25 protein-coding genes are annotated in these 25,259 nt (G+C 63.0%); 11 read left to right on the plus strand and 14 right to left on the minus strand.

The features are described from left to right. Positions 1-90: 90 nt before the first annotated feature. The gene (locus QYL91_RS14555) at positions 91-2,055 is read right to left on the minus strand and encodes a 3-hydroxyacyl-CoA dehydrogenase/enoyl-CoA hydratase family protein (RefSeq protein WP_302081217.1); all 1,965 of its coding nucleotides are present in this window, start codon (positions 2,053-2,055) and stop codon (positions 91-93) included. A 121-nt stretch (positions 2,056-2,176) separates the two neighbouring features. Between QYL91_RS14555 and QYL91_RS14560 the strand changes: the two genes are divergently transcribed. Next, positions 2,177-3,334, plus strand: a complete 1,158-nt coding sequence (locus tag QYL91_RS14560) for an acyl-CoA dehydrogenase family protein (RefSeq protein WP_302081218.1) — start codon at positions 2,177-2,179, stop codon at positions 3,332-3,334. A 302-nt stretch (positions 3,335-3,636) separates the two neighbouring features. On the opposite strand, the gene QYL91_RS14565 is transcribed toward QYL91_RS14560, so the two are convergent. Further along, complete coding sequence (locus QYL91_RS14565) at positions 3,637-5,007, minus strand: sensor histidine kinase (RefSeq protein ID WP_369685605.1); 1,371 nt, start codon at positions 5,005-5,007, stop codon at positions 3,637-3,639. Between the two features lie 222 nt (positions 5,008-5,229). On the opposite strand from QYL91_RS14565, the gene QYL91_RS14570 reads away from it, so the two are divergent. Then, entirely contained in the window at positions 5,230-6,222 is a 993-nt protein-coding gene (locus tag QYL91_RS14570; protein ID WP_302080520.1) for a transposase, read from the plus strand. 339 nt (positions 6,223-6,561) lie between these two features. On the opposite strand, the gene QYL91_RS14575 is transcribed toward QYL91_RS14570, so the two are convergent. From QYL91_RS14575 to QYL91_RS14590, 4 genes are all read right to left on the minus strand, one after another. After that, positions 6,562-8,052 (minus strand): hypothetical protein, encoded by a 1,491-nt coding sequence (locus QYL91_RS14575; RefSeq protein WP_302081219.1) that lies wholly within the window; start codon positions 8,050-8,052, stop codon positions 6,562-6,564. Between the two features lie 36 nt (positions 8,053-8,088). Then, the gene (rqcH, locus tag QYL91_RS14580) at positions 8,089-10,248 is read right to left on the minus strand and encodes a ribosome rescue protein RqcH (RefSeq protein ID WP_302081220.1); all 2,160 of its coding nucleotides are present in this window, start codon (positions 10,246-10,248) and stop codon (positions 8,089-8,091) included. Positions 10,249-10,342: 94 nt separating this feature from the next. Further along, positions 10,343-11,290: a zinc-dependent metalloprotease gene (locus QYL91_RS14585; RefSeq protein ID WP_302081221.1), complete on the minus strand. Its 948-nt coding sequence runs from the start codon at positions 11,288-11,290 to the stop codon at positions 10,343-10,345. 55 nt (positions 11,291-11,345) lie between these two features. After that, positions 11,346-11,579, minus strand: coding sequence for a hypothetical protein (locus QYL91_RS14590; protein WP_302081222.1), 234 nt, complete (start codon positions 11,577-11,579; stop codon positions 11,346-11,348). Positions 11,580-11,690: 111 nt separating this feature from the next. Between QYL91_RS14590 and QYL91_RS14595 the strand changes: the two genes are divergently transcribed. The 4 genes from QYL91_RS14595 (at position 11,691) to purF (ending at position 14,639) form a co-directional block, all read left to right on the plus strand. Then, positions 11,691-12,746 (plus strand): M20/M25/M40 family metallo-hydrolase, encoded by a 1,056-nt coding sequence (locus QYL91_RS14595; RefSeq protein ID WP_302081223.1) that lies wholly within the window; start codon positions 11,691-11,693, stop codon positions 12,744-12,746. An 87-nt stretch (positions 12,747-12,833) separates the two neighbouring features. Further along, positions 12,834-13,028: an LSM domain-containing protein gene (locus QYL91_RS14600; RefSeq protein WP_302081224.1), complete on the plus strand. Its 195-nt coding sequence runs from the start codon at positions 12,834-12,836 to the stop codon at positions 13,026-13,028. After that, positions 13,025-13,198 carry a 50S ribosomal protein L37e gene (locus QYL91_RS14605; RefSeq protein WP_302081225.1) on the plus strand — a complete coding sequence of 58 codons (174 nt, stop codon included), beginning with the start codon at positions 13,025-13,027 and terminating at the stop codon, positions 13,196-13,198. The genes QYL91_RS14600 and QYL91_RS14605 overlap by 4 nt, the downstream gene beginning before the upstream one ends. A 1-nt stretch (position 13,199) precedes the next feature. Further along, the gene (gene purF, locus QYL91_RS14610) at positions 13,200-14,639 is read left to right on the plus strand and encodes an amidophosphoribosyltransferase (RefSeq protein WP_302081226.1); all 1,440 of its coding nucleotides are present in this window, start codon (positions 13,200-13,202) and stop codon (positions 14,637-14,639) included. Here the strand turns inward: purF and QYL91_RS14615 are convergent. Together QYL91_RS14615 and QYL91_RS14620 are read right to left on the minus strand one after the other, a co-directional pair. Then, entirely contained in the window at positions 14,636-15,721 is a 1,086-nt protein-coding gene (locus QYL91_RS14615; RefSeq protein WP_302081227.1) for a sensor histidine kinase, read from the minus strand. The two genes, purF and QYL91_RS14615, sit on opposite strands and share 4 nt — an antisense overlap. A gap of 41 nt (positions 15,722-15,762) precedes the next feature. Then, positions 15,763-16,320, minus strand: coding sequence for a DUF420 domain-containing protein (locus tag QYL91_RS14620; RefSeq protein WP_302081228.1), 558 nt, complete (start codon positions 16,318-16,320; stop codon positions 15,763-15,765). A gap of 105 nt (positions 16,321-16,425) precedes the next feature. Here QYL91_RS14620 and QYL91_RS14625 point away from each other — a divergent pair, with 105 nt between their 5' ends. Further along, a complete protein-coding gene (locus tag QYL91_RS14625) occupies positions 16,426-16,590 on the plus strand; it encodes a hypothetical protein (protein ID WP_302081229.1) in 165 nt (54 codons plus the stop codon). Between the two features lie 47 nt (positions 16,591-16,637). Further along, positions 16,638-17,666, plus strand: coding sequence for an LLM class flavin-dependent oxidoreductase (locus tag QYL91_RS14630; protein WP_302081230.1), 1,029 nt, complete (start codon positions 16,638-16,640; stop codon positions 17,664-17,666). 19 nt (positions 17,667-17,685) lie between these two features. Here the strand turns inward: QYL91_RS14630 and QYL91_RS14635 are convergent, their stop codons facing one another. The 3 genes from QYL91_RS14635 to QYL91_RS14645 form a co-directional block, all read right to left on the minus strand. Further along, the gene (locus tag QYL91_RS14635; protein WP_302081231.1) at positions 17,686-18,129 is read right to left on the minus strand and encodes an acyl-CoA thioesterase; all 444 of its coding nucleotides are present in this window, start codon (positions 18,127-18,129) and stop codon (positions 17,686-17,688) included. Between the two features lie 134 nt (positions 18,130-18,263). Next, on the minus strand, positions 18,264-20,534 hold the full coding sequence (locus QYL91_RS14640) for a CDC48 family AAA ATPase (RefSeq protein WP_302081232.1): 2,271 nt from the start codon (positions 20,532-20,534) through the stop codon (positions 18,264-18,266). Beyond that, positions 20,531-20,761: a DUF7127 family protein gene (locus QYL91_RS14645; RefSeq protein ID WP_302081233.1), complete on the minus strand. Its 231-nt coding sequence runs from the start codon at positions 20,759-20,761 to the stop codon at positions 20,531-20,533. Before QYL91_RS14645 ends, QYL91_RS14640 begins: the two co-directional genes overlap by 4 nt. A gap of 173 nt (positions 20,762-20,934) precedes the next feature. Here QYL91_RS14645 and QYL91_RS14650 point away from each other — a divergent pair, with 173 nt between their 5' ends. Continuing rightward, positions 20,935-21,720 (plus strand): alpha/beta fold hydrolase, encoded by a 786-nt coding sequence (locus tag QYL91_RS14650; RefSeq protein WP_302081234.1) that lies wholly within the window; start codon positions 20,935-20,937, stop codon positions 21,718-21,720. On the opposite strand, the gene panB is transcribed toward QYL91_RS14650, so the two are convergent. Continuing rightward, entirely contained in the window at positions 21,717-22,526 is an 810-nt protein-coding gene (gene panB, locus QYL91_RS14655; protein WP_302081235.1) for a 3-methyl-2-oxobutanoate hydroxymethyltransferase, read from the minus strand. The genes QYL91_RS14650 and panB overlap by 4 nt on opposite strands. Positions 22,527-22,623: 97 nt before the next feature. Between panB and QYL91_RS14660 the strand changes: the two genes are divergently transcribed. After that, positions 22,624-23,055: a universal stress protein gene (locus QYL91_RS14660; protein ID WP_302081236.1), complete on the plus strand. Its 432-nt coding sequence runs from the start codon at positions 22,624-22,626 to the stop codon at positions 23,053-23,055. On the opposite strand, the gene QYL91_RS14665 is transcribed toward QYL91_RS14660, so the two are convergent. Further along, positions 23,052-24,263, minus strand: a complete 1,212-nt coding sequence (locus QYL91_RS14665) for an inorganic phosphate transporter (RefSeq protein WP_302081237.1) — start codon at positions 24,261-24,263, stop codon at positions 23,052-23,054. The two genes, QYL91_RS14660 and QYL91_RS14665, sit on opposite strands and share 4 nt — an antisense overlap. Before the next feature lie 241 nt (positions 24,264-24,504). Between QYL91_RS14665 and QYL91_RS14670 the strand changes: the two genes are divergently transcribed. Continuing rightward, on the plus strand, positions 24,505-24,684 hold the full coding sequence (locus QYL91_RS14670) for a DUF5822 domain-containing protein (protein WP_369685632.1): 180 nt from the start codon (positions 24,505-24,507) through the stop codon (positions 24,682-24,684). On the opposite strand, the gene QYL91_RS14675 is transcribed toward QYL91_RS14670, so the two are convergent. Then, complete coding sequence (locus QYL91_RS14675) at positions 24,681-25,214, minus strand: HAD family hydrolase (protein WP_302081239.1); 534 nt, start codon at positions 25,212-25,214, stop codon at positions 24,681-24,683. The two genes, QYL91_RS14670 and QYL91_RS14675, sit on opposite strands and share 4 nt — an antisense overlap. Positions 25,215-25,259: the final 45 nt, after the last annotated feature.

The following is a 25,259-nucleotide window of genomic DNA, read 5'->3' on the forward strand; positions in this document are numbered from 1 at the left end:
GTACGCGCTGTCATGTGATTCGACACCGCAGTACTGCAGGTGGGACGACGCGGCTACGGAAAAAGAGGGTCGGAATCGTGGTGTCTGCGCTTACTTGCCTTCGAACTCTGGGTCTTCGTCGGACTGCATCTTGGAGACGCCCTCCAGGAAGTCCTCGGAGCCGATGAGGTGGCCGAAGGCCTGGGCCTCGACTTCGAGGCCCGCTTCGGTGTCGTCGCGGCCGGCGAGGAACGCCTTCTTGGTGTACTCCTGGGCCAGCGGCGGGCCGGCGGCGAGGTCCTCGGCGAGGCCGAGCGCCTGCTCTTCGAGTTCGTCGTTGTCGACGACTTCGTTGACGAAGCCGTAGTCGGCCATCGTCTCGGCGTCGTAGTGGTCGCAGGTGAAGATGACCTCCTTTGCGCGGCTCTCGCCGATGAGGTGTTTGAGTCGCTGCGTGCCACCCCAGCCGGGGAGGATACCGAGGTTGTGTTCTGGCTGCCCGAACGTCGACCGTTCCGTGGCGACTCGCATGTCGGCGCAGGTGGCCATTTCCATGCCACCGCCGAGCGTGTAGCCGTCGATTCCGGCGACGACGGGCATCGAGAGCTCTTCGAGTTTGCCCCACGTCTGCTGGCCGTGTCGTGAGAGCTCGATGGCGTCGATTGGGTTGGCGCTGCCGGCCATACCGACCGCGTCAGCACCGGCACAGAACGCTCGGTCGCCCGCGCCAGTGACGAGGACGGCGCGCACGTCGTCGTCGGCCTCCAGTTCGTCGAGCGCAGCGCCGAACTCGTCGAGCAGTTCCGGCGTCACCGTGTTCATCTGCTGGGGGCGGTCGAGCACGACCTGGCCGACGTTCTCGGACGGGTATTCGACGCGAATCGTATCGAAGCTGACCGTCTCCTCGTCACTGCCACCGTAGAAGCCACCGTCCTCGGCGGCTGCCTCGAGTCCCTCACTGGGCTCGTACCGGCCGTGTCCGGTCTCGTCGTGGGCTTCTTCGAGGGTCTCGACAAGGGAATCGAGACCGGCCTTGTCGGCCATCTTGGCAGGACCGTCGGGGAAGCCACCGCCGAGCTTGACGGCCTCGTCGATGTCCTCGACGGGCGCGACGTCCTTCTGGACGAGTTTGCCGGCCTCGTTGGCCATGATCGCCAGCAGGCGATTCTCGACGTCCTCGCGGCCGGCGTCCATCGGAATGTCGACGCCGCCGTTCTCGTAATCGTAGAATCCCTTGTCAGTCTTCTTCCCGAGTTCCTCGTCGTCGACTTTCCGCTGGAGGAGCGGACAGGGTTCGTAGGCGTCGCCGAGTACCTCGTGCATGTAATCGAGGACGTGCAGCGTCACGTCGTTGCCCACCTGGTCGCCGAGTTCGAACGCGCCCATCGGGAGATTGAGGTCGTACTTCGTGGTGGAGTCGACCTCTTCGATGGTCGCAACGTCGCTGTCGACGAGCCAGCAAGCCTCGTTCATCAGCGGGACGAGGATGCGATTGACGATAAAGCCAGGCTCGTCTTTGCGGACGTGGACGGGCGATTTGCCCATCGCCTCGGCCAGTTCCGCGATGAGGTCCGTCGTCTCCTGGGACGTGTGTTTCCCGTTGATGACCTCGACGAGGTCCATCTGGACGGGCGGGTTGAAAAAGTGCATCCCGCAGAACTGCTCGGGTCGGTCCGTCACTTCAGAGAGTTCCGTGATGGAGAGGCTGGAGGTGTTGGAGGCGAAGATGGTGCGGTCGGGGGCGGCCGCGTCGAGTTCCTGGTAGACATCCTGCTTGATGTCCATGTTCTCGATGATAGCCTCGATGACCACATCGGCGTCGTCGACTGCCTCCTCGAGGTCGACGACCGGTGTGACACTCTCGACGGCGGCGTCGCGGTCCTCCTCGCTGATAATCTCTTTTTCGGCGAGTTTGTTCAGACTCCACTCGATCTGGTCGTAGCCGTCCTGGACAATCTCCTCTTCGATGTCCCTGAGGCGAACGTTGTATCCCGCGAGTGCAGCAACTTCTGCGATACCGTGGCCCATAGTGCCGGCGCCAAGCACCGTGATAGTGTCTATGTCATCGAGTTCCATGGTTCAACGTTACAGTGGTTGCGCGCCCAGGTTTTGAACGTTTTCTTTCTGACATAGACAACCCGACGCCAGTTTATCAGCCTCGGAAAACACTAACTGAGCTTGGGGAGTGGTATCACGTATGGACTACGGACTGACCGACGAACAACAGCAAATTCGAGACGAAGTTCGCCGCTTTGCGGAAAACGAAATCGAACCGGTCGCAACGGAGTACGACCGGAAGGAGAAGTATCCCCACGAGGTGATGGACGAGGCAGCCAAGATGGGGCTGACTGGCGCGAACATCCCCGTCGAGTACGGCGGCGCGGGCTACTCGACACTGGAGATGGCGCTCATCACCGAGGAGTTGTTCGCCGTCGACCCCGGTATCGGGCTCGACATCACCGCCGCCTCCTTCGGTGCAGAGGCACTCATCGGCTTTGGCACCGAGGAACAGAAAGAAGAGTATCTGGAACCGGTCACGAGCGGCGACGCCGTGATGGGCGCGGCCATCAGCGAACCCGACGTCGGCTCGGACGTGTCGGCAGTCTCGACACAGGCCGAGAAAGACGGCGACGAGTGGGTGATAAACGGGAACAAGATGTGGATTACCAACGGCTCTGTCGGCGATTACTTCGTCGTCCTCGTCCAGACAGACCCCGATGCAGAGGGCCGGTACAACGGCTTCTCGCAGATTATCGTCGAATCGGACCGCGACGGGTTCACCGCCGAGAAGATAACCGGGAAGATGGGAATTCGTGCCTCCGATACGGCCGAACTCATTTTCGACGACGTGCGCGTGCCCGAGGAGAATCTGGTCGGGACCCGGGGCGGTGGGTTCTTGCAGTTGATGCAGTTTTTCGACGAGACCCGGACCGCAGTCGCCGCACAGGGCGTCGGCATCGCCAAAGGTGCGACCGAGCGCGCACTCGACTACGCACAGGATCGCGAGCAGTTCGGGCAGTCCGTCTCGGAGTTTCAGGCAATCCAGCACAAACTCGCGGACATGCACACGAAGACGGAGGCCGCCCGCCAGCTGACGTACAAGTCCGCCTGGAGTGTCGACAACTCGGAGGAACAGCTGACGATGCTGGCCTCGATGGCCAAAGAGTACGCCTCACGGGTTGCCGTCGACACCGCCGACGAGGCCGTCCAGATTCACGGCGGGGCCGGCTACGTCAACGACTTCGACGTCGAGCGACTCTACCGCGACGCCAAGATTACACAGATTTACGAGGGCACCACCGAAATCCAGAAGAACATCATCGCCCGCGAACTCCTCGGAAAGGGGATGTTCTAACGGGCAGGGCTGGGCCAGCAGCCAATCGGTCGGTCCAGGATACTTAAAAGACCGAACTACTGCGGCAGGAACTACAACCTCGAGCAACGTCAACGGTGTAGTGCCGGGTGCATCAGAGTGCCACTGTCGACACCCGGACGCTGGGGACTCACAACTGGCCATTTGCGGCCGCTAACGCCGGACTCGGTCGCCACTCGGGTCCGCTCACCTTTTCAGATACAAAGCGTATGAGAGACTGGTCCGGAACAACTGTTGCTCCCAAATTTCAGTGACTCAGCTGTTTAAACGTGTGTCTCTCCTGCTCAGTGAGTTTTCTTTTGGGGTAACTCGACGCCGGTGATTTCGAACCGCGCGCCGCCCTCTGCACTTTCGGTCACGTGTATCTGCCAGTCGTGGGCTTCGACGACTTGCTTGACGATGTTCAGCCCGAAGCCGGTTCCCTCCTCGGACGTCGAGTAGCCGGCCTCGAACACGTCCGTGCGCTCCGCAGGTGAGATTCCGGTACCGTCGTCCTCAACGTAGAAGCCATCCTCCAGTTCGCCGACGGTGATAGTCACGTTCTCGCCGCCGTGTTCGGTGGCGTTGCGAAAGAGGTTCTCGAACACCTGTCTGAGGCGGCTCGTATCGGCCTGTATCATAGACTCGGCGTCAGTAACGAGAGTTGCCTCCGCGGTTTCGACGTTTTTCCAGCACTGCGTCGCGAGTGTCGCAAGGTCAATCGGCTCCAAGTCGGTGACCGCATCGCTTTCCCGGGCCAGCGTGAGCACATCGTTGATGAGCGCTCCCATCCGCGTGTGTGCCCGCTCGATAGGGGGCAGATGCTCACTGTCACAATCCTCGGCCAGCAGGGCAAGCCGCGCGCTGGCGACGTTCAACGGATTGCGCAGGTCGTGGCTCACGACACTCGCAAAGTCGTCCAGGCGTTCGTTTTGCCGTTTGAGTTCCTGTTTTTGCTGTCGCTGTTCTGTGATGTCTCTGAGAACGACGACGGCTCCCTGAAAGTCACTCGTCGGGGGGATTTCAGACTGAGACAGTTCGTACCAGTGTGTAGTATCGGCGACGTCAAGTTCGACTATCGAGCGCTCGTCGGTCGCCGATGCGATGAATTCCGCAGCATTCGTCTCCCCGGGGAGGACCGCGTCTATTTTGTTCCCGATTTGCGTGTCACTTGTCGAGAGGTCCCTCGCAGCCTCGTTCCAATCCATGATTCGCTGGTTGGAGTCAACGACAAAGACCGGCTCCTCCAGGGTACGAAAGAGATGGTCGCGTCCCACCGGAGCAGATGCGAACAGATCGTGTCGGTACAAGATACCGATGAGCAACACCGACATCGCTGCCGACCCGAGTGCTGCGTAATCAACGCCTGACAGAAATACTCCGGTCTTTTCGAAGATTAAATCGAGACTGACGACGGCCAGCGTCATTGCAACAACAGCAGCCAGTCGCCAGGACTTCGTGTAGCCCGTGGTCAGGAATCGGTACGTCAATCCAGTCGTTCCGATAAGGACCAGCGAGTACCCGATTGTTTGTGTCAGCCGGCGAAATGGGGTGACACCGCCAAGGGAGACAGTCACGAGTGGTTCGGAGGTTGTTATGACGGATGGAAAGATGAACTCGGTAGCAATCGCTGGAACGGCAGTGGCGAGAATCAGACCGCCTGTTGCTATTCCCACGACCATTCTGACAGCTGTCGAGTGCACGAACTTACCATACCCAGCATAGGTCATCGTGAAATAGAACCAGCTGAGAGCCATCAGACCACGGAGTCCGCGAATGAGAAAACTCGCGTAATAGGAGGCGGGCGTGCAGAATAGTTAGCACGGCTCTGCTGGCTGATCAGCGATTCTGGAGGATCGATAGGAACTCTCTCGGAGATGAGGCAGGGACAGTGAGATGTGTCAACCACTACCCTGCCACACCAAGATACGATCACAGAGGTCTTGAAATCACTGGAAACCGAGACAACAGTACTATTCGAACATCTTGATCTCCAGTTTCTCTATGAATTCCCCGTGTTCGCCCCCGATCCGCGGGGGCGAACGCGGGAGTTCCATCCACCTGAACTGTTCCGAGGATTGCTTCACTGCTTCTACAACAGAATCTACGAACCAGAAGCGATGGCTCAAGAACTCGCCAACGATGATGTCTGGCGTGTCTGCGAGTTCGAGCGACCGCCGTCACGGCGGACGATTGGCCGGTTTATCGACGATCTCTCTGGTGTCGTTGAGGAAGTCTTCTCACGAATTCTTCAGCAGGTGCTTGTCCGGGTTGAACTGGGTTCTTGCTTTCGGATTGACGGCACCGATGTCCGGGCGCCTCGCCCGGACGAGGATGCCTCGTGGAACTACGACAGTACAGCTGAGGAGACTTACTACGGCTACGGTTGCTGTCTGGTGACGACCGACAACAACATCCCGATTGCCGCAGAGTTCACAGATGAGAAATCTGTGGACAAGGCGACGGCGAGGCGCATCACACAGGATGCGCTCGCCGTCAAAAAGCCAGTCACGTTCGTTGGTGACGCAGAGTTCGACATGTTGGACTGGCACGACGACCTGATTGAAGCAGGCGTCGTGCCAGTGGTTCCGTACAATCCACGGAACACAAATGATCCACCAGATATCGAGTACCGCATCCAGAAACGAATCAAGGAACATAGCGACACTGTCCGCGTCTGGGAAAAGCAGCTTGACGACACCTACGATAACCGGTCACAGGTCGAAACAGCAATCGGCGTGTGCAAGGATCTCGGCCTCGGGACTCCGCAAGTCCGAGGCCGAGAACGGGCAAAAACTCACGTCTTCGTCGCTCTCTGTCTTCGTTTGGCTGTCGTCATCGCTAACCATGAACGAGGAGGTGACATCGCAAGTCCGATCGTTGAGCTATGAGAACTCTTCTGCACGCCCGCCGTAATAGGAGGTAACGCGACCACCGAGTAACTCGGCTATCTGCGCACTGATCCATAGCACAACAACAGCCATAAAAAGGCGAAATTCGGTGATTGCGATCCGTTCTGAATTGCGAACGGTCCACAAGAGGCTGGCAACTGCTATGCACAACCCACCACCGAACAGGAGTAAGTGAGTCGAGAGTGGAGACAGCATATCATGAAAGTACAATATCAAATAGTGATATATCTAATGATATAAATAATAGTCAAGCAACAATATCCGGTCTCCAGCGAATAATTCTCCAGCAGATTCGTGCTCTACGTTTCCGCCGGCATCTCAGACGTAGCCGGCCAGTGGCATCACCAGCCCCGTTATCCACCCGAGACTCCCCAACACGAGCAGGCCAGCGCCGCGTTCGTCGATGTGCGAGGAGCCGGCGGCGATAAGTCCCAGGCCACAGGCCAGCCCGACCCGGTGCAAGACAAGCTGGACCGGGATACTGGAGATGCCAAGCCCCCCGAAATCGAGGACAAAGGCCATCGTCAGCCCGACAAAGGAGAAGGCAAACGCCGGCAGCGGCTCGAGCGGCGACCCGATTCGGCGCGCGACCTGCTGGAGTCGGGCAAAGCGCGAAGTCGCGCCAAACGGCTGGGAGAGAACGAACGTGATGGTCGGCAACCCGATAGCGATGACCGGATAGAGTATCGGAAAGACAACTTTCGGGTCGACCGACGGGAGCGTCGACTCGAAGATGACGCCCGCGCTCCGGACGCCGAGATACAGTGCGACGAGCGCCCCAGCGAGGACGTAGCCGCGAACGTTCCGTCGGTTCCAGCCCGCGAATCGCCGCAGTTCGCCCTGGAGTGAGCGGCGCGTCTGGCGGGTGAACACACCGAGCACGAGCAGTGCCGCCAGGCCGGGGACGAGCGTGATTTCGGAAATCCACCCGTCGTTCCAGCCGCGATTGACGCCGTAGTACTCGCGGCTGACCGTCTGCACGAACGGCTTGTCGAGAAAGTCCGACTCCAGAACGGTGCGCGACGACTGGATGTCGACGACGGTGTGGCGCAGTCGGAACCAGTCGAAGTACTCGCGGTGAATCTGTATCGCCGTCCACTCGGACCCGTCGGTCGTGTACGCGCGGATGTGATACCGGCTTCCGAAGTACTCGCCGGCGTGAATCTGGTAGGCTTCTTTCACCCAGCCTGCGTCACCGCCCACCGGACGAGCGTCGATATACGAGTAGCGCGTGGCGCCGTGCGTGTCCTGCCAGCCGAGCCCACCGCCTTTGATAGTCACCGGCTGGGCGTCGGTCGCGTTCGTCGCGTTGGTCTCGTTGTCCGGTGTCGGTGCGTCTACCGCTACCCCGGCGGGACTGTCGTTGCCCGGCGTGGTGTTCGTCTCGGTCAGTGCCCCAGTAGTTTCCTCGTCGGTCGCGTTGAGAACGGTCTGGTTCGTGGCAGTCTCGTTCGTGTCGGGCTGATTTGTGGCAGTGACGTTCGCGTCGGTCGCGTTCACATCAGTCGCGTTGTTCGGCTCCGTAATCTGCCAGTTGAGCTTCGTCTGCTCGGTGAGCGTTCGCTTGACGCGCTCGTCGTCGCCGACGATGACGAGGTTCACCGCGAGGGTCCGCTCGAAGGTCGTCTTGCCACGGGAGGTGTACGGCCAGAGATGACTCCCGTTCTCGACGGGCTGAATCATCTGCTCGTCTGTCGGCGTGTTCCCGTCGGTCGGGTTCAGCGTCGGCAGTCCCAGGCCGCCCGCGAGGAGATACGTCCCCGCCAGCAAGAGCAAGCCCACGACGAGGAGCCGACGACGCGTGAACATCAGTTATGGGCTCAACGATGCCGAGACATATATCAGCTACTCCTCTCGCATTCGGCTGCCACCCGGTGGGAGAAACTCCTGAATCCGGTCGGGGCTGGCGACTTTCCGGACGAAGGAGTCGTCGACGAATCGCTCGCGGAACTCCCGGTAGAGTCGTTTGGCGATGTCGTTCTGTGCGTACTTTCCGGGTTCGACCGTGATGGCCGTCTCCGCGCGGGCCACGATTGGCTCGGGTGGACCACCGATGACGCGCGTCTCGGGTTCACACGTAATACCGACGGCGGCCCCGGCCGGAACGTCACGGAAGTACGTCCGGTCGCCACGAATGGCGAAACCGCCTTTTTCGAGGTACTCGCCACTCTCGGGGGTCTTCGACACCTGGTCTGGGTCGACGACGTAGGCGTCACCCGCGAAGCGGCCGTCCTTCCAGACCGACGAGTACGACACCGCAAACTGTGCGGCCTCGCGCTCTGACCGCTCGGGGATGTCGATGTCCTCGTCGGCCGATTCGCTCGGCCCCGTCGCTTTCAGAATTGTGACCGGCCCGCCGTGAGCCTGTGCGTGGAAAAAGCGGTCACCGGGCTCCAGATACTTCTTGACGAGGTCCTCGTTCTGGTCGGCGTTGCGCCCGCCGATGACCAGGAAGCCGTCGCTGGTGTGGAACCACCGGAACGACTCGTACCACTTCTCGCCCGACCGGACCGGAATCGACGACCGGGAGAGCCAGTCGATGTCCTCGTCTTCGCCGCCGTCCTCGTCGCTCTCGCTCTCCTCGCCACCGTCTTCGGTGTCCCACCGTTCGCGGCGTTCGCGCACTTCTTCGAGTTCTTCGCGGGTGTTTTCGATTGCCGCCTGTGCGCCCTCCTTTTTCTCCTCGATGCGCTTTGCCTCGGTGTAGAGGCGGTCGGCGTTCTTTTCGACGCCATCAGAGACCACGAGCGTCGCGGTGTGGTCGCCGACCTGCATCGTCACGGTCCCCTCGCTCCCGTCGAGTGACTGGACCGCTTTTGCGGCGGCGATGCCCTGCTCTGCTCCTTCCGCGAAGCGCTCCTCGATGTCGTCCCACGATGCGCCGTCCCTGCGGGCCGACCGAACCGTCGAGAGTACCTCGTCGACGAGGTCGTAATGGCCGTACAGCGCCTCTGCCTTCTGGCGTTCGGCCTCTGCCTGGTCGTCGAAATTCTCGATTGCCCCCTCCTGCTGTTCGATGATGCGCTTTTTCTTCTCGATTTCCGCCTCGAAGTCCGGCCGGTCGCGGCCACCCGCCTCGGCGGCCTCCTCCTCGGCGTGGTCGGCCTCGAAGTGCGTGAAGTAGTCGTCCAGCGCGTCGGTGAACGTGTCGAATATCTCCGGGCGCACGTCGGCGCGTTCCTCGAGCGGGACCGGCGTCACGTCGATTCGGCGACCCGACTGGTCGTCTGTGTCCTCCCCGGCCGCGTCGTCGTCGGTCTCGTAGTAGACTCGGGAGTCGAGGTCCCCACTCTTGAGTTTCTCGGCGAGCGTCTGGACCGTCTCGTAGATTGCTCGGTAGTCTTCCTCGGTGGCCTCGTCGATATCCAGGGTCTTCGCGATGCCGGCGCGCGTACACAACTCTTCGCCCCACAGGCCGCCGAAGTTGAGTTGGGTCGCCAGCGTCCGCACCACGTCGGTGTCGGACTGGTCCATCCGTGCGGCAAACCCCTCGAAATCGACCGCGAGCGGATTGAACCGGGCGTCGGGGAACTCGTAGTTGGAACCGGGGGCGACGGTCCGGGATTTCAGACGGACCGTATCGAGACAGTCGACCACGTCACCAGCACCGTCGAGGACGGCGACGTTGCCGTCCCCGAACAGTTCGGCGACGATAGTGGTGCTGTCGTCCTCCCGCTCGAAGTGCAACTGGAGGATGCGGTCGAACTCGAACTGCTCGACGCCGGCCAGTTCCGACCCGGCGAGCCGATTTCGCAACATCATCGCGAAGTTCGGCGGGCGCTCGGGGGCCGGTGGCACGTTGTCGGCGTCGGCGATACGGACGTGTTTGGTGTCGCCGACGTCGATTAGCAGTTCCACCCGTCCCCGTTCGTAGTGTCTCATCTTCAGGCGGACCAGCCCGTCCTCGTAGAGATACGCCTTGTCGACGCCGGCTCCCTCGTAACGTCCGAGTTCGCCGGCCAGCGCCGCGAGGTCGACGCTCGTCAGTTCCCGCTTTGGCTCCATACCACTCAGTTCCGGGACGGCGCAGAAAGGGGTGTCGCTGGCGGGACGATACGCCGGTCGCCATCGGCAGGGTTCTGTCCACCCAGCGAGTCGGTCAGGCGACCCGCGACAGCCACGCCGCCGGGTCGTCGAGTTCGTCGTCAGTCGGCAGCGTCTCCGGGGACTGCCAGACCAGTCCCGCCGTCTCGATGTCGCGGGCGTCGACGACGGCCTGGAAAAACTCCTTGCCGCGTTCGTACTGTCGGCGCTTCATGTTGAGCCCGAGCACGCGGCGGATGAGTTGCTGGAGCGGACCGCGACCCGAGCGGCGCTCGTCGAGTTTCCGGCGGAGGTCGGCGTACTCGCCGTCGAAGGCGTCGTCCATCACCAGTTCCGCGTACCCCTCGACGGCCGTCATGGCGGTGTCGAGTTCTCCGAGCTGGTCGCGGTCGATTGACCCCTCGGCAAGTTTCTCGACGGCTTCCTGCATCGTCGTTTCGAGGTGCTCCGGGAGCCAGGCGGCAGCGCCAAACTCCGCGGCGTGGGTCACCTCGTGGAAGGCAATCCAGCGGCGGAATCGGGGGTAGGACACGTCCAGTGAGTCGGCGACGCGCTGGATGTTCGGCCGCACGAAGTAGAGTTTGTGGTCGTCGCCGTCCGCGAGCAAGAGCGGGTCGTACTGGCCGAGGACGTTGTTCGAGAGAAAAGAGAGGGCAAACGCCATCGACCCGGTGTTGACCATGCGCGCGATGCCGGGGATGAACTCGGCGCGGGACTCGATGGGCGCCATCACGCGCTCGAAGGTGGCGACGTTGGCGTCTATCCAGTGGTGGCGCGACTGTATCTCGACGGCCTCGGGCAGGTCGAAATCCAGTGCCGTAACGCGGCGGATACGGTCGCGAGCGTCGCGGACGTCCTCGGCGTAGGCGGCCTGTTCGTCGGCAGAGACATCGATGTCACCCGGGTCTGTGGCGGCTTTGGCGGCGTCGCCGACAGCGTCCCAGTCGACCGGTCCGTCGCCGGACGCGTCGGTGACTGCTCGTACGCTTCGGTAGATACTCATTATCCGAAGCAGGGGGCCGGCCGGCAAATGTCTTCCCCTGCGTGCACTCGCCCGGTCACTCAGTGTCAATATCGACTGCCGGCGACTCCGAACTGCGACCGCCGAGAAGCTTCTTCGCGGCGACGGCGACGACAATCAGGAAGACGAGTCCGAGGAGAATCGCCAATACGCTACCCGACTCTTCGTCGTCTTCGGCTTCGGCGTCGCTGTCGTCGCTACCGATGAAGGGCGCCTCTGTGGCAAACGATACGTCGTCGACCTGGAGTTTGAAGAACGTGAATTCGGCCATACTGCTGTGTTCGACCACGGGACATATAGCCGTTCTGCCAGCACACTCTCACAACCGGCAAGCAGTCACTCGGACCGGAGCTTTCAGGCGTGGGGCGACCAACGGACCACCATGGAAGGACAACGGCGCGCATTTCTGGAAGACCTGCTCAGTACGGCGAGTCCGTCCGGATTCGAGACGAGCGGCCAGCGAGTGTGGCTGGACTACGTCGAGGAGTTTGCCGACGAGGTTCGGACCGACGACTACGGCAACGCCGTCGCAGTCGTCGAGGGCGGCGACACCGAGGTCGCACTCGCCGGCCACGGCGACGAAATCGGATTTATGGTCCGTGACATCGAGGAGTCGGGTGCCATCCGGATGACGCCCATCGGCGGCTCGGACCGGACAGTCTCGAAGGGTCAACACGTCGAGATTCACACCGATAGCGGCCCCGTTCCGGGAGTCGTCGGCCAGACGGCCATCCACCTGCGGGACCGCGACGACGACAGCGTCGACGACATCAGCGAGCAACACGTCGACATCGGTGTCACGGACAGCGAGGCGGCCGAGGAACTCGTCGAGCGTGGCGACCCCATCACCTTCGACCAGACGATTTCCGAACTCGAGGGCGGCCGCATCGCCGCCCGCGGACTCGACAACCGCATCGGTATCTGGGCGGCCGCCGAAGGGCTGCGCCGCGCGGCCGAAGACGATGTCGACGCGACGGTGTATGCGGTCTCGACGGTCCAGGAAGAACTCGGCCTCCAGGGGGCGAAGATGGTCGGCTTCGACCTCGACCCGGACGCCGTCGTCGCGACGGACGTGACCCACGCCACCGATGCGCCGGGAACACCCGGCGAAAAATCGACCGGCGTCGAACTCGGCGAGGGACCGGTCGTCTCGCGTGGCAGCGCCAACCATCCGAACGTCGTCGAGGCAGTCCGCGGGGCGGCCGAGGACGACGACATCGACATCCAGTTGCAGGCGACCGGGAGCAGAACCGGCACCGACGCCGACGCGTTTTACACCTCCCGGGGCGGGATTCCGTCTCTGAACCTCGGCGTGCCCAACCGCTACATGCACACGCCCGTCGAGGTGCTCGACCTGGACGACCTCGATGCGACTGCGGACCTGCTGGCTGGCTTTGCGCTGGCCGCCGACGAGTGGGAATTTTCGGTGGACGTGTAAGCGCTGGAACAGCCAACAGTCCAGTTCAGGAGAGATGTCTCGTCGAGAGCCGGTACGTTTATGCTCCCGACACCGCCCCGTTGGTGTATGAGTGACAACGGAAATCGGCCGCTCGACGTCCTGGAGGCATCAGTCGGCGAGAGCGTCACAGTCCACCTGAAGGGTGGCGAAGTGTACGACGGCACCCTTGCGGGCTACGACCAGCACATGAACCTCGTCGTCGAGGAGGGCGAAGACACAACGATTATACGCGGCGATAACGTCGTCTCAATCAACCCATGACTGGCGCAGGAACCCCGAGTCAGGGAAAGAAAAACGTCACGACACACACGAAGTGTCGCCGCTGTGGCGAGAAGTCGTATCACACGAAAAAGAAGGTCTGCTCGTCGTGCGGATTCGGCAAATCGGCGAAACGACGCGGCTACGAGTGGCAGAGTAAATCTGGCGAATAACATGCACGAGAAGTGCGGCGTTGTTGGAATTTCTCTTGCGGACCGAGACGCCGCCCGCCCGCTCTACTACTCGCTGTACGCTCTCCAGCACCGCGGCCAGGAAGCCGCAGGTATCGTCACCCACGACGGGTTCCAGCAGTACGACCACGTCGATACCGGCCTCGTCGGGGACGTCTTCGACAACGACGACCTCGAACAGCTAAACGGTCCGAACGGCATCGGCCACGTCCGCTACCCGACCCAGGGTGGCCTCGGCGAGTGCTGTGCCCAGCCGTTCTCGGTGTCGTTCAAGAGTGGGTCGCTCGGACTGGCCCACAACGGCAACCTCGTCAACACTGAGGAAGTTCGCCAGGAGCTGGCCACGCTCGGCCACGCGTTCACGTCAAACGGTGACACGGAAGTCATCGCACACGACCTGGCGCGGAATCTGCTGGAAGAAGACCTCGTTCGCGCGGTCAAGTCGACGATGAGTCGCATCCACGGGTCGTACTCGCTGACCATCATGCACGACGAGACGGTGATGGGCGTCCGCGACCCGCAGGGCAACCGCCCGCTCTGTATCGGCGAACTGGACGACGGGTACGTCATCGCCTCCGAATCGGCCGCCATCGACACGCTGGACGGCGAACTCATCCGCGAGGTAGAACCCGGCGAACTGGTCGTCCTCCATCCCGACGGGTCGGGCTACGATACCTACCAGCTCGTCGAACAGGAGAACACCGCACACTGTTTCTTCGAACACGTCTACTTCGCCCGACCGGACTCGGTCATCAACGACGAACTCGTCTACGAAGTCCGCCGGGAACTGGGTCGTCATCTCTGGGAGGAATCCGGCGTCGACACCGACGTGGTGATGCCCGTTCCCGACTCCGGCCGCTCCTTTGCCTCCGGCTACGCCGAAGCCGCGAACGAAGCCGGCAACGACGTGGAGTTCGCCGAAGGGCTGATGAAAAACCGCTACGTCGGGCGCACGTTCATCATGCCCACCCAGGACGAGCGCGAGCGCGCAGTCCGGCTGAAGCTCAACCCCATCAAGTCGACCATCGAGGGGCAAAGCGTCACTGTCATCGACGACTCTATCGTCCGCGGGACCACCTCGACACAGCTCGTCGAGTTGCTGCGAGACGCCGGGGCCTCGGAAGTTCACGTCCGCATCGGCGCGCCGCCCATCATCGCGCCGTGTTATCTGGGCATCGACATGGCCAGTCGCGATGAACTCATCGCTGCCGACAGGACCATCGACGAGATTCGCGACGAGATTCTGGCCGACTCGCTGTCGTATCTCTCCATCGACGCCATCACCGAGGCACTCGGGAAAGACCACGAGGACCTCTGTCTGGGTTGTGTCACCGAAGAGTACCCCTACGACATCGACGGCGAGGAACTGGACCGCGACATCGCTCGCCCGCAGATAGACTCCGTGGCAAACGCCGACGACTAAGCCTTCTCGATTTCGATTTCGAAGCGCGTCTCTGACCCGTCAGCCAGCCGTATCTCCCCGTCGTACCGGTCGACAATCAGGTCCGCGAGATACAGTCCCAGGCCGTCGCCCTCGCTGTCGGTCCCCCGCGTGTTCGCGTCGAAAAGCGACTCCCGGGGGGAGACACCGACGGACGTGCCGGTGTCGGTGACGGCGATTATCACGCTGTCTGTCTGTTGCTCGACGCTCACCGTCACCGGTGGCTGGCCGTGTCGCAGGGCGTTGTCGAGCAGTTCGGCAAGCCCAAGAGAGAGCAACGCGTCGGCCAGCACCGTGGTCTCGGTGTCGCCGGCCACCTCGATAGGGGCGTCCGGATGGTCCTCCTCGACGGTCTCGATTGCCCGCTCGATTGCCAGGTCGACACTCGTCTCGGTGGTGTCGCTGACCCACGTCAGGACGTCGACGACCGTCTCGATGCGGTCGACAGTCTCGGTCATGTGCTCGCAGTGGTCGCCGATGGAGTCGAGAGCGGCGTCGCGGTCGATTTTCCCGTCGCCGAGAAGTTCCGCGCGGCCGCTGATGGCGCTTGTGTCGTTGAGAATCTGGTGGCGGAGAATCCCGTTCAGCGCCGAGAAGGCCTCCTGTTGTTCGTTCAGGAACTCACGTCGGGCCTGCTCGCGGCTGGCCTGCTCGACGAGGTTGCGGACGCGGACGTTGTAGTACCCGACCACAGCACCGAACAGGCCGCCTGCAGCGAGTGCGGACAGAAAGACCAGCAGCGTCTCGAATGCGGTGTCGACTGTCGGCACGACAAACTGGAACCACGCCCCCAGTGCTGCCAGTGCGAGGACACCGCCGCTCATCCACGCGAGAACGCGGAGGACGTCCTCACCGGCAGCCATATCGAGCGCGATTCTGACGCCGACGGCGACCAGCGACAGCGAGAGGACCACCAGCGCGGAAATCTGGAAGAGTTCCTCGCGGGACAGTCGCCCATCGAGGAGGACGGACCCGACGCCGACGAGAAACAGAAGTCCGCCGACGACGCTGACGAGATACCGCTGCCAGTCCGATACAGACGGTGGAGACGACTCCTCGGCCATTCGGACGACGGTACAGACGGCGCGAGCAAAAGCCTGTGGGCCTAGTACACCACGTACAACAGCGCGTAGACGACGATACCGAGGGCAAACGAGATAAACCACAGCGAGGCCGCCACCTTCCCGACACGCGGGTGGGGCGAGTCACGAATCGCCGCAACCGGTCGCGTCACGGCAAGCAGGAGGACATAGTAGACGAGCGGAATCGAGAGGACCGCAAGCAGAATGTGAATGGCCAACAGTGGGAGATAGACGAACTGATAGACGGTCTCCGGACCAGGGAACGCGGACGGCCCCTCCAGTGCGATACGATACAGATAGAGCGCGAGAAAGCCAAGAAAGAGCAGCGTCGTCGCGACCATCGCGGCCCGGTGGCGGGCGATGTTTCCGTTCTTGACGGCACGGACACCGACGGCAATCGTCACAAGCGCCGTCGCGCTGAGGGCGGCGTTGAGGTGGGGAATCACCTCGACCAGCGGCGAGATTCGGGGCAAGAGACCGGACGGGACCAGCCCGCCAGCGGTGGCAAACACCACAGCCAGCGAGACGATGCTCAGGAGGGCAGTCAGTTCGCGCACCCGGTCGCGTGCCTGCAGTTGCATGTGCGAAGCGACGGGCGCGACGGGCAAGGGGATTTCGAAGTGACCAGTCGCTGGCGTGTGAGTTGCTCACAAAGGTGTTTACGCGGACAGCCCGTAACGGTGAGGATGGGACGAAATCTTGTCGCGAGAACGGCACAGGGTTCAATCGAGTGTGACGGCTTCGACGAGAAAAACAGCGGCGTGCGCCTCTGGGCGACCGAAGACGGTGAGAAACAGATCGTCGGCTACGTCCCGTTCGACCGCCTCGAGCGAATCGAAGAGAGTCGGTAACACTCTCGGAGCCGAACCGTTATTCGGCTCAGACTCCGAATGCGGACGTGAATCTCTCGGTTGTCGACCTCTCGCCGGTCCCCGACGATGGGACCGCGACAGACGCCTACGAAAACACCGTCGAAGCCGCACAGCAGGCCGAACGACTCGGCTACTCGCGATTCTGGGTGGCCGAACACCACGGGATGGCAGAGACGCTCGCGGGGACGACGCCCGAAGTGTTGCTCGGACACCTCGCCGCCGAAACAGAGTCGATTCGACTCGGGTCGGGAGCAGTCCTGCTCAACCACTACAGTCCGTACAAAGTCGCCGAACTGTTCGGCACGCTCGACGGACTCGCTCCGGGACGAATCGACGCGGGACTGGGGCGGGCCAACGGCTCGCCGGCGACGGACCGTGCCCTCGGAACGGACCGACACGTCCAGAATCCGGACGAGGACCACGCAGAGAAAATCGAGGCCGTCATCAGCCACCTCTACGACGAGTTTCCGCCGGGACACGACTACAGCGACCTGGAGATTCCGCAGTCGGGAGGGGAGACGCCGATTCCGTGGACGCTCGGGTCGAGTCCGTCGAGTGCGGCCATCGCGGGCGAACTCGGTGTGCGCTACTGCTTTGCGGCCTTTATCCGACCGCAGTTCGCCGAGTACGCCTTCGAGGACTATCGCGAGGCGTTCGAACCGTCGGCGCTGGGCGGTGGTGTCGACGAGCCAACGGGGATGATTGCAGTAAACGCAGTCTGTGCAGAGACCGACGAGGAAGCCGCGCGACTGCGGGCCGTCGCCGAAGCGTCGTACAAGCGGATGGAACGCGGCGTCGTCGGGACGACACCGAGCGTCGACGAGGCCATCGAGGAACTCGGCTCCGTTCCCGAACCGACGCCCGCCACGCTCGACGACGACGAGTGGCCGCGCGCCATCTCCGGGAGTCCGGAGACGGTCGCCGGGTTGCTGGAACAGCTCGCCGACCGGGTCGGCGTCGACGAAGTGATGATTCAACACGTCGTCGGCGACCACGAAGACGCGCTTCGCTCACACGAACTGCTGGCAGAGGGAGTCGGACTCACGCCCCGCTAAGCCCGATGAGCCAGCAGGCTCACTCGCGCTGTTCGCCAGCCAGGGCCTCCTGCTGTAACTGTTCACAGCGCTCGGACTCGACGGTCAGTTCCGGAACGGGAGTCGGTTTCCCGTCGTCGTCGACGGCGACGAAGACGAAATGGGAGTTGGTCGTCTGCTCGCGGTCGCCGGTCCGGGGAGATTCGTGGAACGCCTGCAATCGGACTCGGATACTGGTCTGTCCCGTCGCGTACGCGTAAGCGGTGATGACACAGGTGTCACCCTGCGGGATGGGGCGTTTGAAATCGAGGTCGTTGACGTGGGCGGTCACGCAGGTCTCGCCGGCGTGGCGCATCGCCGAGAGCGCGCCGACTTCGTCCATCCACCGCATGATGTTGCCCCCGTGTGCGCCGCCGTAGTTGTTGGTGTCGTTGGGCTGGATTCGCTCTCTGTTCTCGATGTGGGTTTCGCTGACAGTCGCCATACGTTGCCGTTGGGGCGCACACACAAAAACGAGCGGCGGACGACGGTCGCGCGACTGTGCGGTCGCTATGGGAGTCGAAGACGGGGGGACAACAAAAACTGCAAAGTCAGAATCGAGGTGCTGCGAGCGACGGCCTACTGGAAGGTTCGGCCGACCTTCTCGTCGGTGTCGAGTTCGGCCTCGGCCTTGCCGAAGCGTTGCTCGATTTCCTCGTAGCGCTCTTTGGTCTCCTCGTCGACGCTGGCGCGGACTTCGTCCAGTGCAGCGTCGAAGTGGTCGGCGGTCACGCGGACGTTGCCGATGCTGCCGTCGATGTCCTCGGGGTCCACGCTGTTGATGAACTCCCGGGAGGCAGCCATCGAGGCTTCACGGCAGACCGCTTCGATGTCGGCACCGACGTAGCCGTCGGTCTTGCGAGCGAGGCGGTCGAGGTCCACGTCGTCGGCCAGCGGTTTGTCCTCGGTGTGGACCGCGAAGATTTTCCGGCGGGCTTCCTCGTCGGGGACGGGGACGTGGACGTGACGGTCCAGACGCCCCGGCCGCAGGAGTGCGCTGTCGATGAGGTCCGGGCGGTTCGTGGTGGCGATGACCACCACGTCCTCCAGTTCCTCCAGCCCGTCGAGTTCGGTCAGCAGTTGGGAGACGACGCGTTCGCCGACGCCGGAGTCACCAGCGTTCTTGCCACGTTCGCCAGCGATGGAGTCGATTTCGTCGAAGAACACCACAGTGGGTGCGTTCGCCCGCGCCTTCTCGAATATCTCGCGGACGCCCTTCTCCGATTCGCCGACGAACTTGTTGAGCAGTTCCGGCCCCTTGATGGAGATGAAGTTGCTCTTGGATTCGTTGGCGATTGCCTTCGCCAGCAGCGTCTTCCCCGTGCCGGGCGGACCGTACATCAGCACGCCCTTTGCGGCCTGCATGTCCATCTGCTCGAACACTTCGGGGTACTCGAGGGGCCACTGGATGGTCTCGCGGAGTCGCTCTTTCGTGTCTTCGAGGCCGCCGACGTTCTCCCAGGTCACGTCGGGCACTTCGACGAACACCTCCCGCAGTGCAGAGGGTTCGATGCCCTTCAGTGCCTGTTTGAAGTCCTGTTCGTTGACTTCGAGCTTTTCGAGCGTCTCGGCGTCGATTTCGTCGGATTCGAGGTCCAGTTCCGGACGGATGCGGCGCAGCGCGTTCATCGCGCTCTCCTTTGCTAGCTGGGCGATGTCGGCGCCGACGAAGCCGTGAGTGTTCTCGGCGTATTTGTCGATGTCAATTTTTTCAGACAGGGGCATTCCGCGGGTGTGGACCTGCAGGATTTCCTTCCGGCCGGACTTGTCCGGGACGCCGACCTCGATTTCGCGGTCGAAGCGGCCGCCACGCCGGAGCGCGGGGTCGATAGCGTCGACACGGTTGGTCGCGCCGATGACGATGACCTCGCCGCGCTCGGAGAGCCCGTCCATCAGGCTGAGAAGTTGTGCGACGACGCGGCGTTCCACGTCACCGCTGGTCTCGCCACGTTCGGGCGCAATCGAGTCGATTTCGTCGATGAAGACCACGGCCGGGGAATTCTCCTCGGCCTCTTCGAAGACCTCACGGAGTTGCTCCTCGCTCTCGCCGTAGTACTTCGACATGATTTCCGGCCCCGAGATGTCGGTGAAGTACGCGTCGATTTCGTTGGCGACGGCGCGGGCCATCAGCGTCTTTCCGGTGCCCGGCGGGCCGTGCAGGAGGACGCCCTTCGGCGGTTCGATGCCGAGCTGCTGGAACAGTTCGGGGTGGCGCATCGGCAACTCGATCATCTCGCGGACCTGCTCGAGTTCATCGTCGAGGCCGCCGATGTCCTCGTAGGTCACGTCAGGCGTCTCGCGGTCGGGTTCACCCTCCGGACCGCCGGCAATCTGCTCTGCGGGCTGTTCGGAGACCTGCACGTCGGTCGAGTCAGTGACGACGACGGTGCCCTCGGGCTGGGTGTCGGCAATCTTCAGCGGAATCTTCTGGCCGGACATCGACGAGAGCGGTCCGAGACCGAACGAAACCGGAACCGTCTGTCCCTGCGTAATCGCCTGCCCGCTGAGGTTCTGGCGAATCATCGGTGCGACGTTCCCGCGCACACGGAGGTTCTGCGGGAGTGCGACCGTGACGGTCTTTGCCGGCTGGACGTCTGCGGCCTCGACGTTCACGGAGTCGTCGATACCGGTGCCAGTCTCCTGGCGGAGTTGGCCGTCGATTCGGACGACAGCGCGGCCGTCGTCTTCGGGGTAGCCGGGCCAGACGCGTGCGACAGCGCGACCATCCTCACCCTCGATGACGATGTAATCGCCGTTTTCGAGGTCCATCTCGGCCATCGCCTGTCGGTCGACGGCTGCGAGTCCGCGACCGGCGTCTTTCTGTTTGAGTGGTTTGACAGTGAGTCTCATGCATCTACCTCGATAGTAAGGACGCCATTTCGCATAAACGCTCGTGCGTCCCCGTCCAGTTCGATGTCGTACTGCTCGCCGTCAGCGACGACGATGACCGTATCGTCGACAACTTCGACAGACGAGGAGCCGACGTAGCCGAAGTCCGCAGCGAGTACCACACTGTCGTCGTACTCGAATCGACTCACGTCGACATCCTGCGCTTCGAGCTGCTGTATCGGTTTCATACTAACTACAAGTAACCGTGATAAGTATATAAACTTTTCCCTAAGATGACCCTCACGTACGGGGGTGATATAATGAATGGCTTGTTTGCGGTTCACACCAAGTAAGCCCGGACTGACCATCCCAGTCGCGAGCAATCGCCGGTCCGAAGTGGACGCGAATCGAGGCAAATGCTATGGAGACTGTCACCCACGATGGTCGGGAAACGGCCTATCGGCTCGTCGAGCGGTCGGCTGCCGGCCCGACGGTGCTGTACGTCCACGGAAGCGGTGGGACCCACCAGGTCTGGGCCCACCAGTACGGCCCGAGTGGGCCGAGCCACCCGGCGGCGGCGCTGGACTTGAGCGGCCACGGAGCATCCGAGGACATCGATACCTCCGCTGGACCGGAGACGCTCGCGGCCTATGCCGACGACGTGAGCGCCGTCGCACGCGCCGTCGACGCGGAAGTACTGGTCGGTAACTCGCTGGGCGGTGCCGTCGTCCAGCGACTCCTCCTAGAACAGGACCACCAACTGGCGGGGGCGGTACTGGCGGGTACTGGTCCACGACTCCCGGTCGCGGACACACTGCGGACGTGGCTGGCCGAAGACTTCGACCAGGCCGTCGAGTGGCTCCACGGCCCCGACCGACTCTTTCACGACGTCGAGGAGGAGATGCGCGAGCGGTCTGCCGAGACGATGCACGCCGTGGGACGAGCGGTCACCGAGCGGGATTTCCTGTCCTGTCACACCTTCGACATTCGCGACCGGGTGATAGCTATCGACGTACCGGTCCTCGCGGTGGTCGGCGAACACGACCAGCTCACCCCACCGAGTTACCACGAGTCACTCACCGACGAACTCCCGCAAGGAGAGGCAACTATCCTCGACGACGCGGCACACCTCGCGATGCTCGACCAGCCGGGCGCGTTCAACGACGCCGTCGCGGCCTTCCTCGACGAGACGACGAGAAAACGCTAGTAGAGGTCGTCGAGTTCCTCGGAGACGTGGCTGTGTTCGTCGGCCGGGAACGACCCGTCCTCGACGGCGTCGACGTACGACTCCATGGCGGCAGACATCTCCTCGCGGACGTTTCCGAATGCCTCCGCGAATGGCGGGGTTCCGTCGCCCAGTCCGACGGCGTCGGTGACGACAAGCACCTGCCCGTCACACGACTCGCCAGCCCCGATACCGATGGTCGGGATATCGAGTTCCTCGGTGATGTGGGCCGCGAGGTTCGACGGGATGTGTTCGAGCACGCACGCGAACGCACCCGCAGCCTCGTGGTCGCGGGCCAACTCGACGATCGCTTCGGCCTCCTCTCTGTCGGCTCCCTGCTGGGTGTAGCCCGTCTGGTTGACACTCTGGGGTGTCAGCCCGACGTGTGCCATCACCGGGATACCAAGGTCCGTGAGGTGTTCGGTCAGTTCGACGGTGTGGGGACCGCTCTCTATTTTCACCGCGTTCGCGCCCTCTTCTTTGAGCATCCGCCCGCAGTTTTCGACCGACTCCGGGCGGTCCGTGCCAAAGGAGAGGAAGGGCATGTCAGCGACGACGAGCGCGTCGTCTGCACCGCGGGCGACCGCACCGGTCCTGGAGGCGACCTCGTCGACGGTGACCGGGAGCGTGTCGTCGTACCCGAGGACGGCGTTGCCCATGCTGTCACCGACGAGAAGCACGTCGATGCCGGCTTCGTCGGCGAGCGTGGCCGTCAGCGCATCGTACGCGGTCAACATCGTGATTGGGTCCTCGCCAGCCATCTCCTGGAGGTCCCTGACGGTGGTCATACCAACGTGGTGGCACGCCCGGATGAAATCTGTTCGGGTCCGCCAGTCGGTGCGGAGAGTGAGCAGGCTACTTGGTGCTTGCCGACACAGTGTCGGTATGGCTCCATCGCATGTGCTGGTTCCGCTGGACGGCTCACCACTGGCCGACGACGCGCTCGTCCACGCACTGGAGACCTTCGAGTGTCGCGTGACGGTCCTGAACGTCGTGACCCCGATGGACCGGTCGATGAGCGAGGGCGGCATCCTCGAACCGGGACCCGAACGGGAGACGGCCGCGCGCGAGCGCGCCGAGACGATCATCGAACGAGCGCGAACGCGTGCCACAGAGAGCGGCCGCGACGTCGAGACAGCAATCGAGACGGGCGATCCGGCAGAGACCATCGTCGAGCATGCCACCGACAACGACGTCGACCACATCGTCATGGGCGGCCACGGTGGCGACCGTCACGAACTGACCCGTCGGCTCCTCGGGACCGTGGCGACCGACGTCGTCGGGAGTGCCCCGATGACCGTCACCGTCGTCCGTTAGCCACCCAGAACTGTCGAGAGGGCCCGGTACAGCCCAAAGCCGATGACTGTCGAGGACACGAGCGTGATGAGCCAGAACGCCAGCGTGACCCCGATTTTCCGCCGGGAGACACCCGCCGAGCCGCCGGCCAGCCCGCCGCCGATGACGCCGCTGATGATGATGTTGTTAAACGAGATTGGAATCCCAAGGGAGATAGCCAGCTGTGCGATGACGAAGCCGGGAACGAGCGCGGCAATCGAACGGCGAACCCCAAGTTGTGCGTACTCGCGAGAGGTCGCTTGCAGGAGCCGCGGCGCGCCCATCCACGCGCCACCGAGTATCCCGAACGCACCCAACCCGAGCAAGAGGATTCCAGGAACGCCGAGTTCCACGGAGTAGAGATTCTCCAGTGGCCCCGTCGCCAGCCCGACCTGGCTGCCGCCACTGGAGAAGGCGACGACACTGCCCAGAATCACGAGGAAGGTCTTGATACCCCGGTCGACCGACTCCTGGGTCCGTCGACGGATAAACTGGAAACTCACCGCCGCGACGAGGACGGTGACGAGGGCAGTTCCGGCCGCCGCAAGCGCCGACGAATCGACGAACAGTTCGGGAAGGCCAGCGAGCGTCCCCTGAGACTGACCCGCAGGCGAGGGGATGATGCTCATCTGGACGTTCGCAACGATGCCCCCGACGACGGCCGCCAACAAGGGGACACCGACAGTTTCGGGAATGTCGTCACGCCGGAGGATAGTCGCGGTGAGATACGCCAGTCCCCCGGAGACCGGCGGGACGAGCACCCAGAACAGCCCGATGCGCTGGTAGGTGCCGAAAACGGGGTCCCCTCCGAGCGAGAGTCCGACACCGACCATCGCACCGGTCGTGGCGAAGGCGGCCGGAACCGGATACCCCGAGTAGACGCCAAACGCCATGAACCCGGTCGCGGTGAGCAGGCCCGCTACCGCGCCCAGCGACGTAATCTGGGCGTTGGCGACGAGTCCGGAGCCGACCGTCTCGGAGATGCTGCCACCCTGTGTCAGCGCCCCGAGAGCGGCGAGGATGCCGATGAGAAAGGCGGCTTTCATCGTCGAGATGGCGTTGGCACCGATAGCGGGGGCGAAAGGCGGGGAGTTGCTGTTCGCGCCGAGTGTCCACGCCGTCACCAGGCTCGTCACCGTCGCGAGGACGACGAGGACCCAGAAGACCGCCCCAGTCGCGGCGACACTCATCGGTCGACACCCTCGTCGCTGCTCGGGTGAGCCGCGCTCGCACCGGTTCCGGTCGCGAGCCCATCGACCGCAGTGTACTCCCAAGAGCGGCTAGCCATAGTTAGCCACCCTTCGGGCTCCGTAATAAACGTTCAGACTGCGAGGCCGAATCGGCAGGGGCTTTACCAATCGGTCAGAACAGTCACGCGTGTCTCCGAACGTCGAACACACGAGCCCGGACGGGGTCGACTACGGGTGGGTGATGCAGGTTACCTTCGTCGTCACCATCGTCGTGGGCGCGCCAGTCGTCGCCGTGCTCTCGCTGTCGACGACGCTCGCGACCTGGACAGAGCGTGCGCTCTTTGCCGTTCGGGTCGGTGCAGTCGTCTGGTTTCTCGTCGCCGTCGCCGTCTTCCTGTACGCGCGCCGCCACCAGACCTAGGGCGTGCGGTCATCGACGTGCTGGAACGGGACGCCAGCCTGCTGTGCCGTACGTCTGTCCCGCTGGGTATCACCGACGAAAAGCGTCCGGCTCGGTTCGGTCCCCAGCGCCCGAATCGTCGCGAGCAGTGGTTGTGGGTCCGGCTTGTGTCGCTCGACAGTGTCGCGGCCGACGAGCGCGCGGACGTATCCGTCCAGCCCGTGAATCTCCAGCGCGACTCGGCAGGCCGTCTCGGCGTTGAGCGAGCAGACGCCGACCGGCACGTCGACGGGGAGTTCGTCGGCCACCGCCAGACGCTGGGACGTTCGCGCCCCCTCGCGTTCGTGGGTCTCGATGATGTCCTCGACTTTCTCGCGGAGTCCCCTGGTCTCGGCAGTCTCGAGTACGTCCCAGAGGTTCATCCCGTCGGTGTCGACACCACGGGCCGATAACACTGCCGCCGCCTTGGCAGTCACTTCGTCCCAGTCGACGTCTAACTCGACGAGTGTCCCGTCGAGGTCGTACACCACGGCGTCGTACTCGACTGTCACAGACCAGGGTACGGGACGGCCGCGCAAAGGTGTGTCGGCAGTGAC

Origin of the sequence: Salinibaculum rarum (assembly GCF_030505615.1) — an archaeon.
Taxonomy (GTDB): Archaea; Halobacteriota; Halobacteria; order Halobacteriales; family Haloarculaceae; genus Salinibaculum; species Salinibaculum rarum.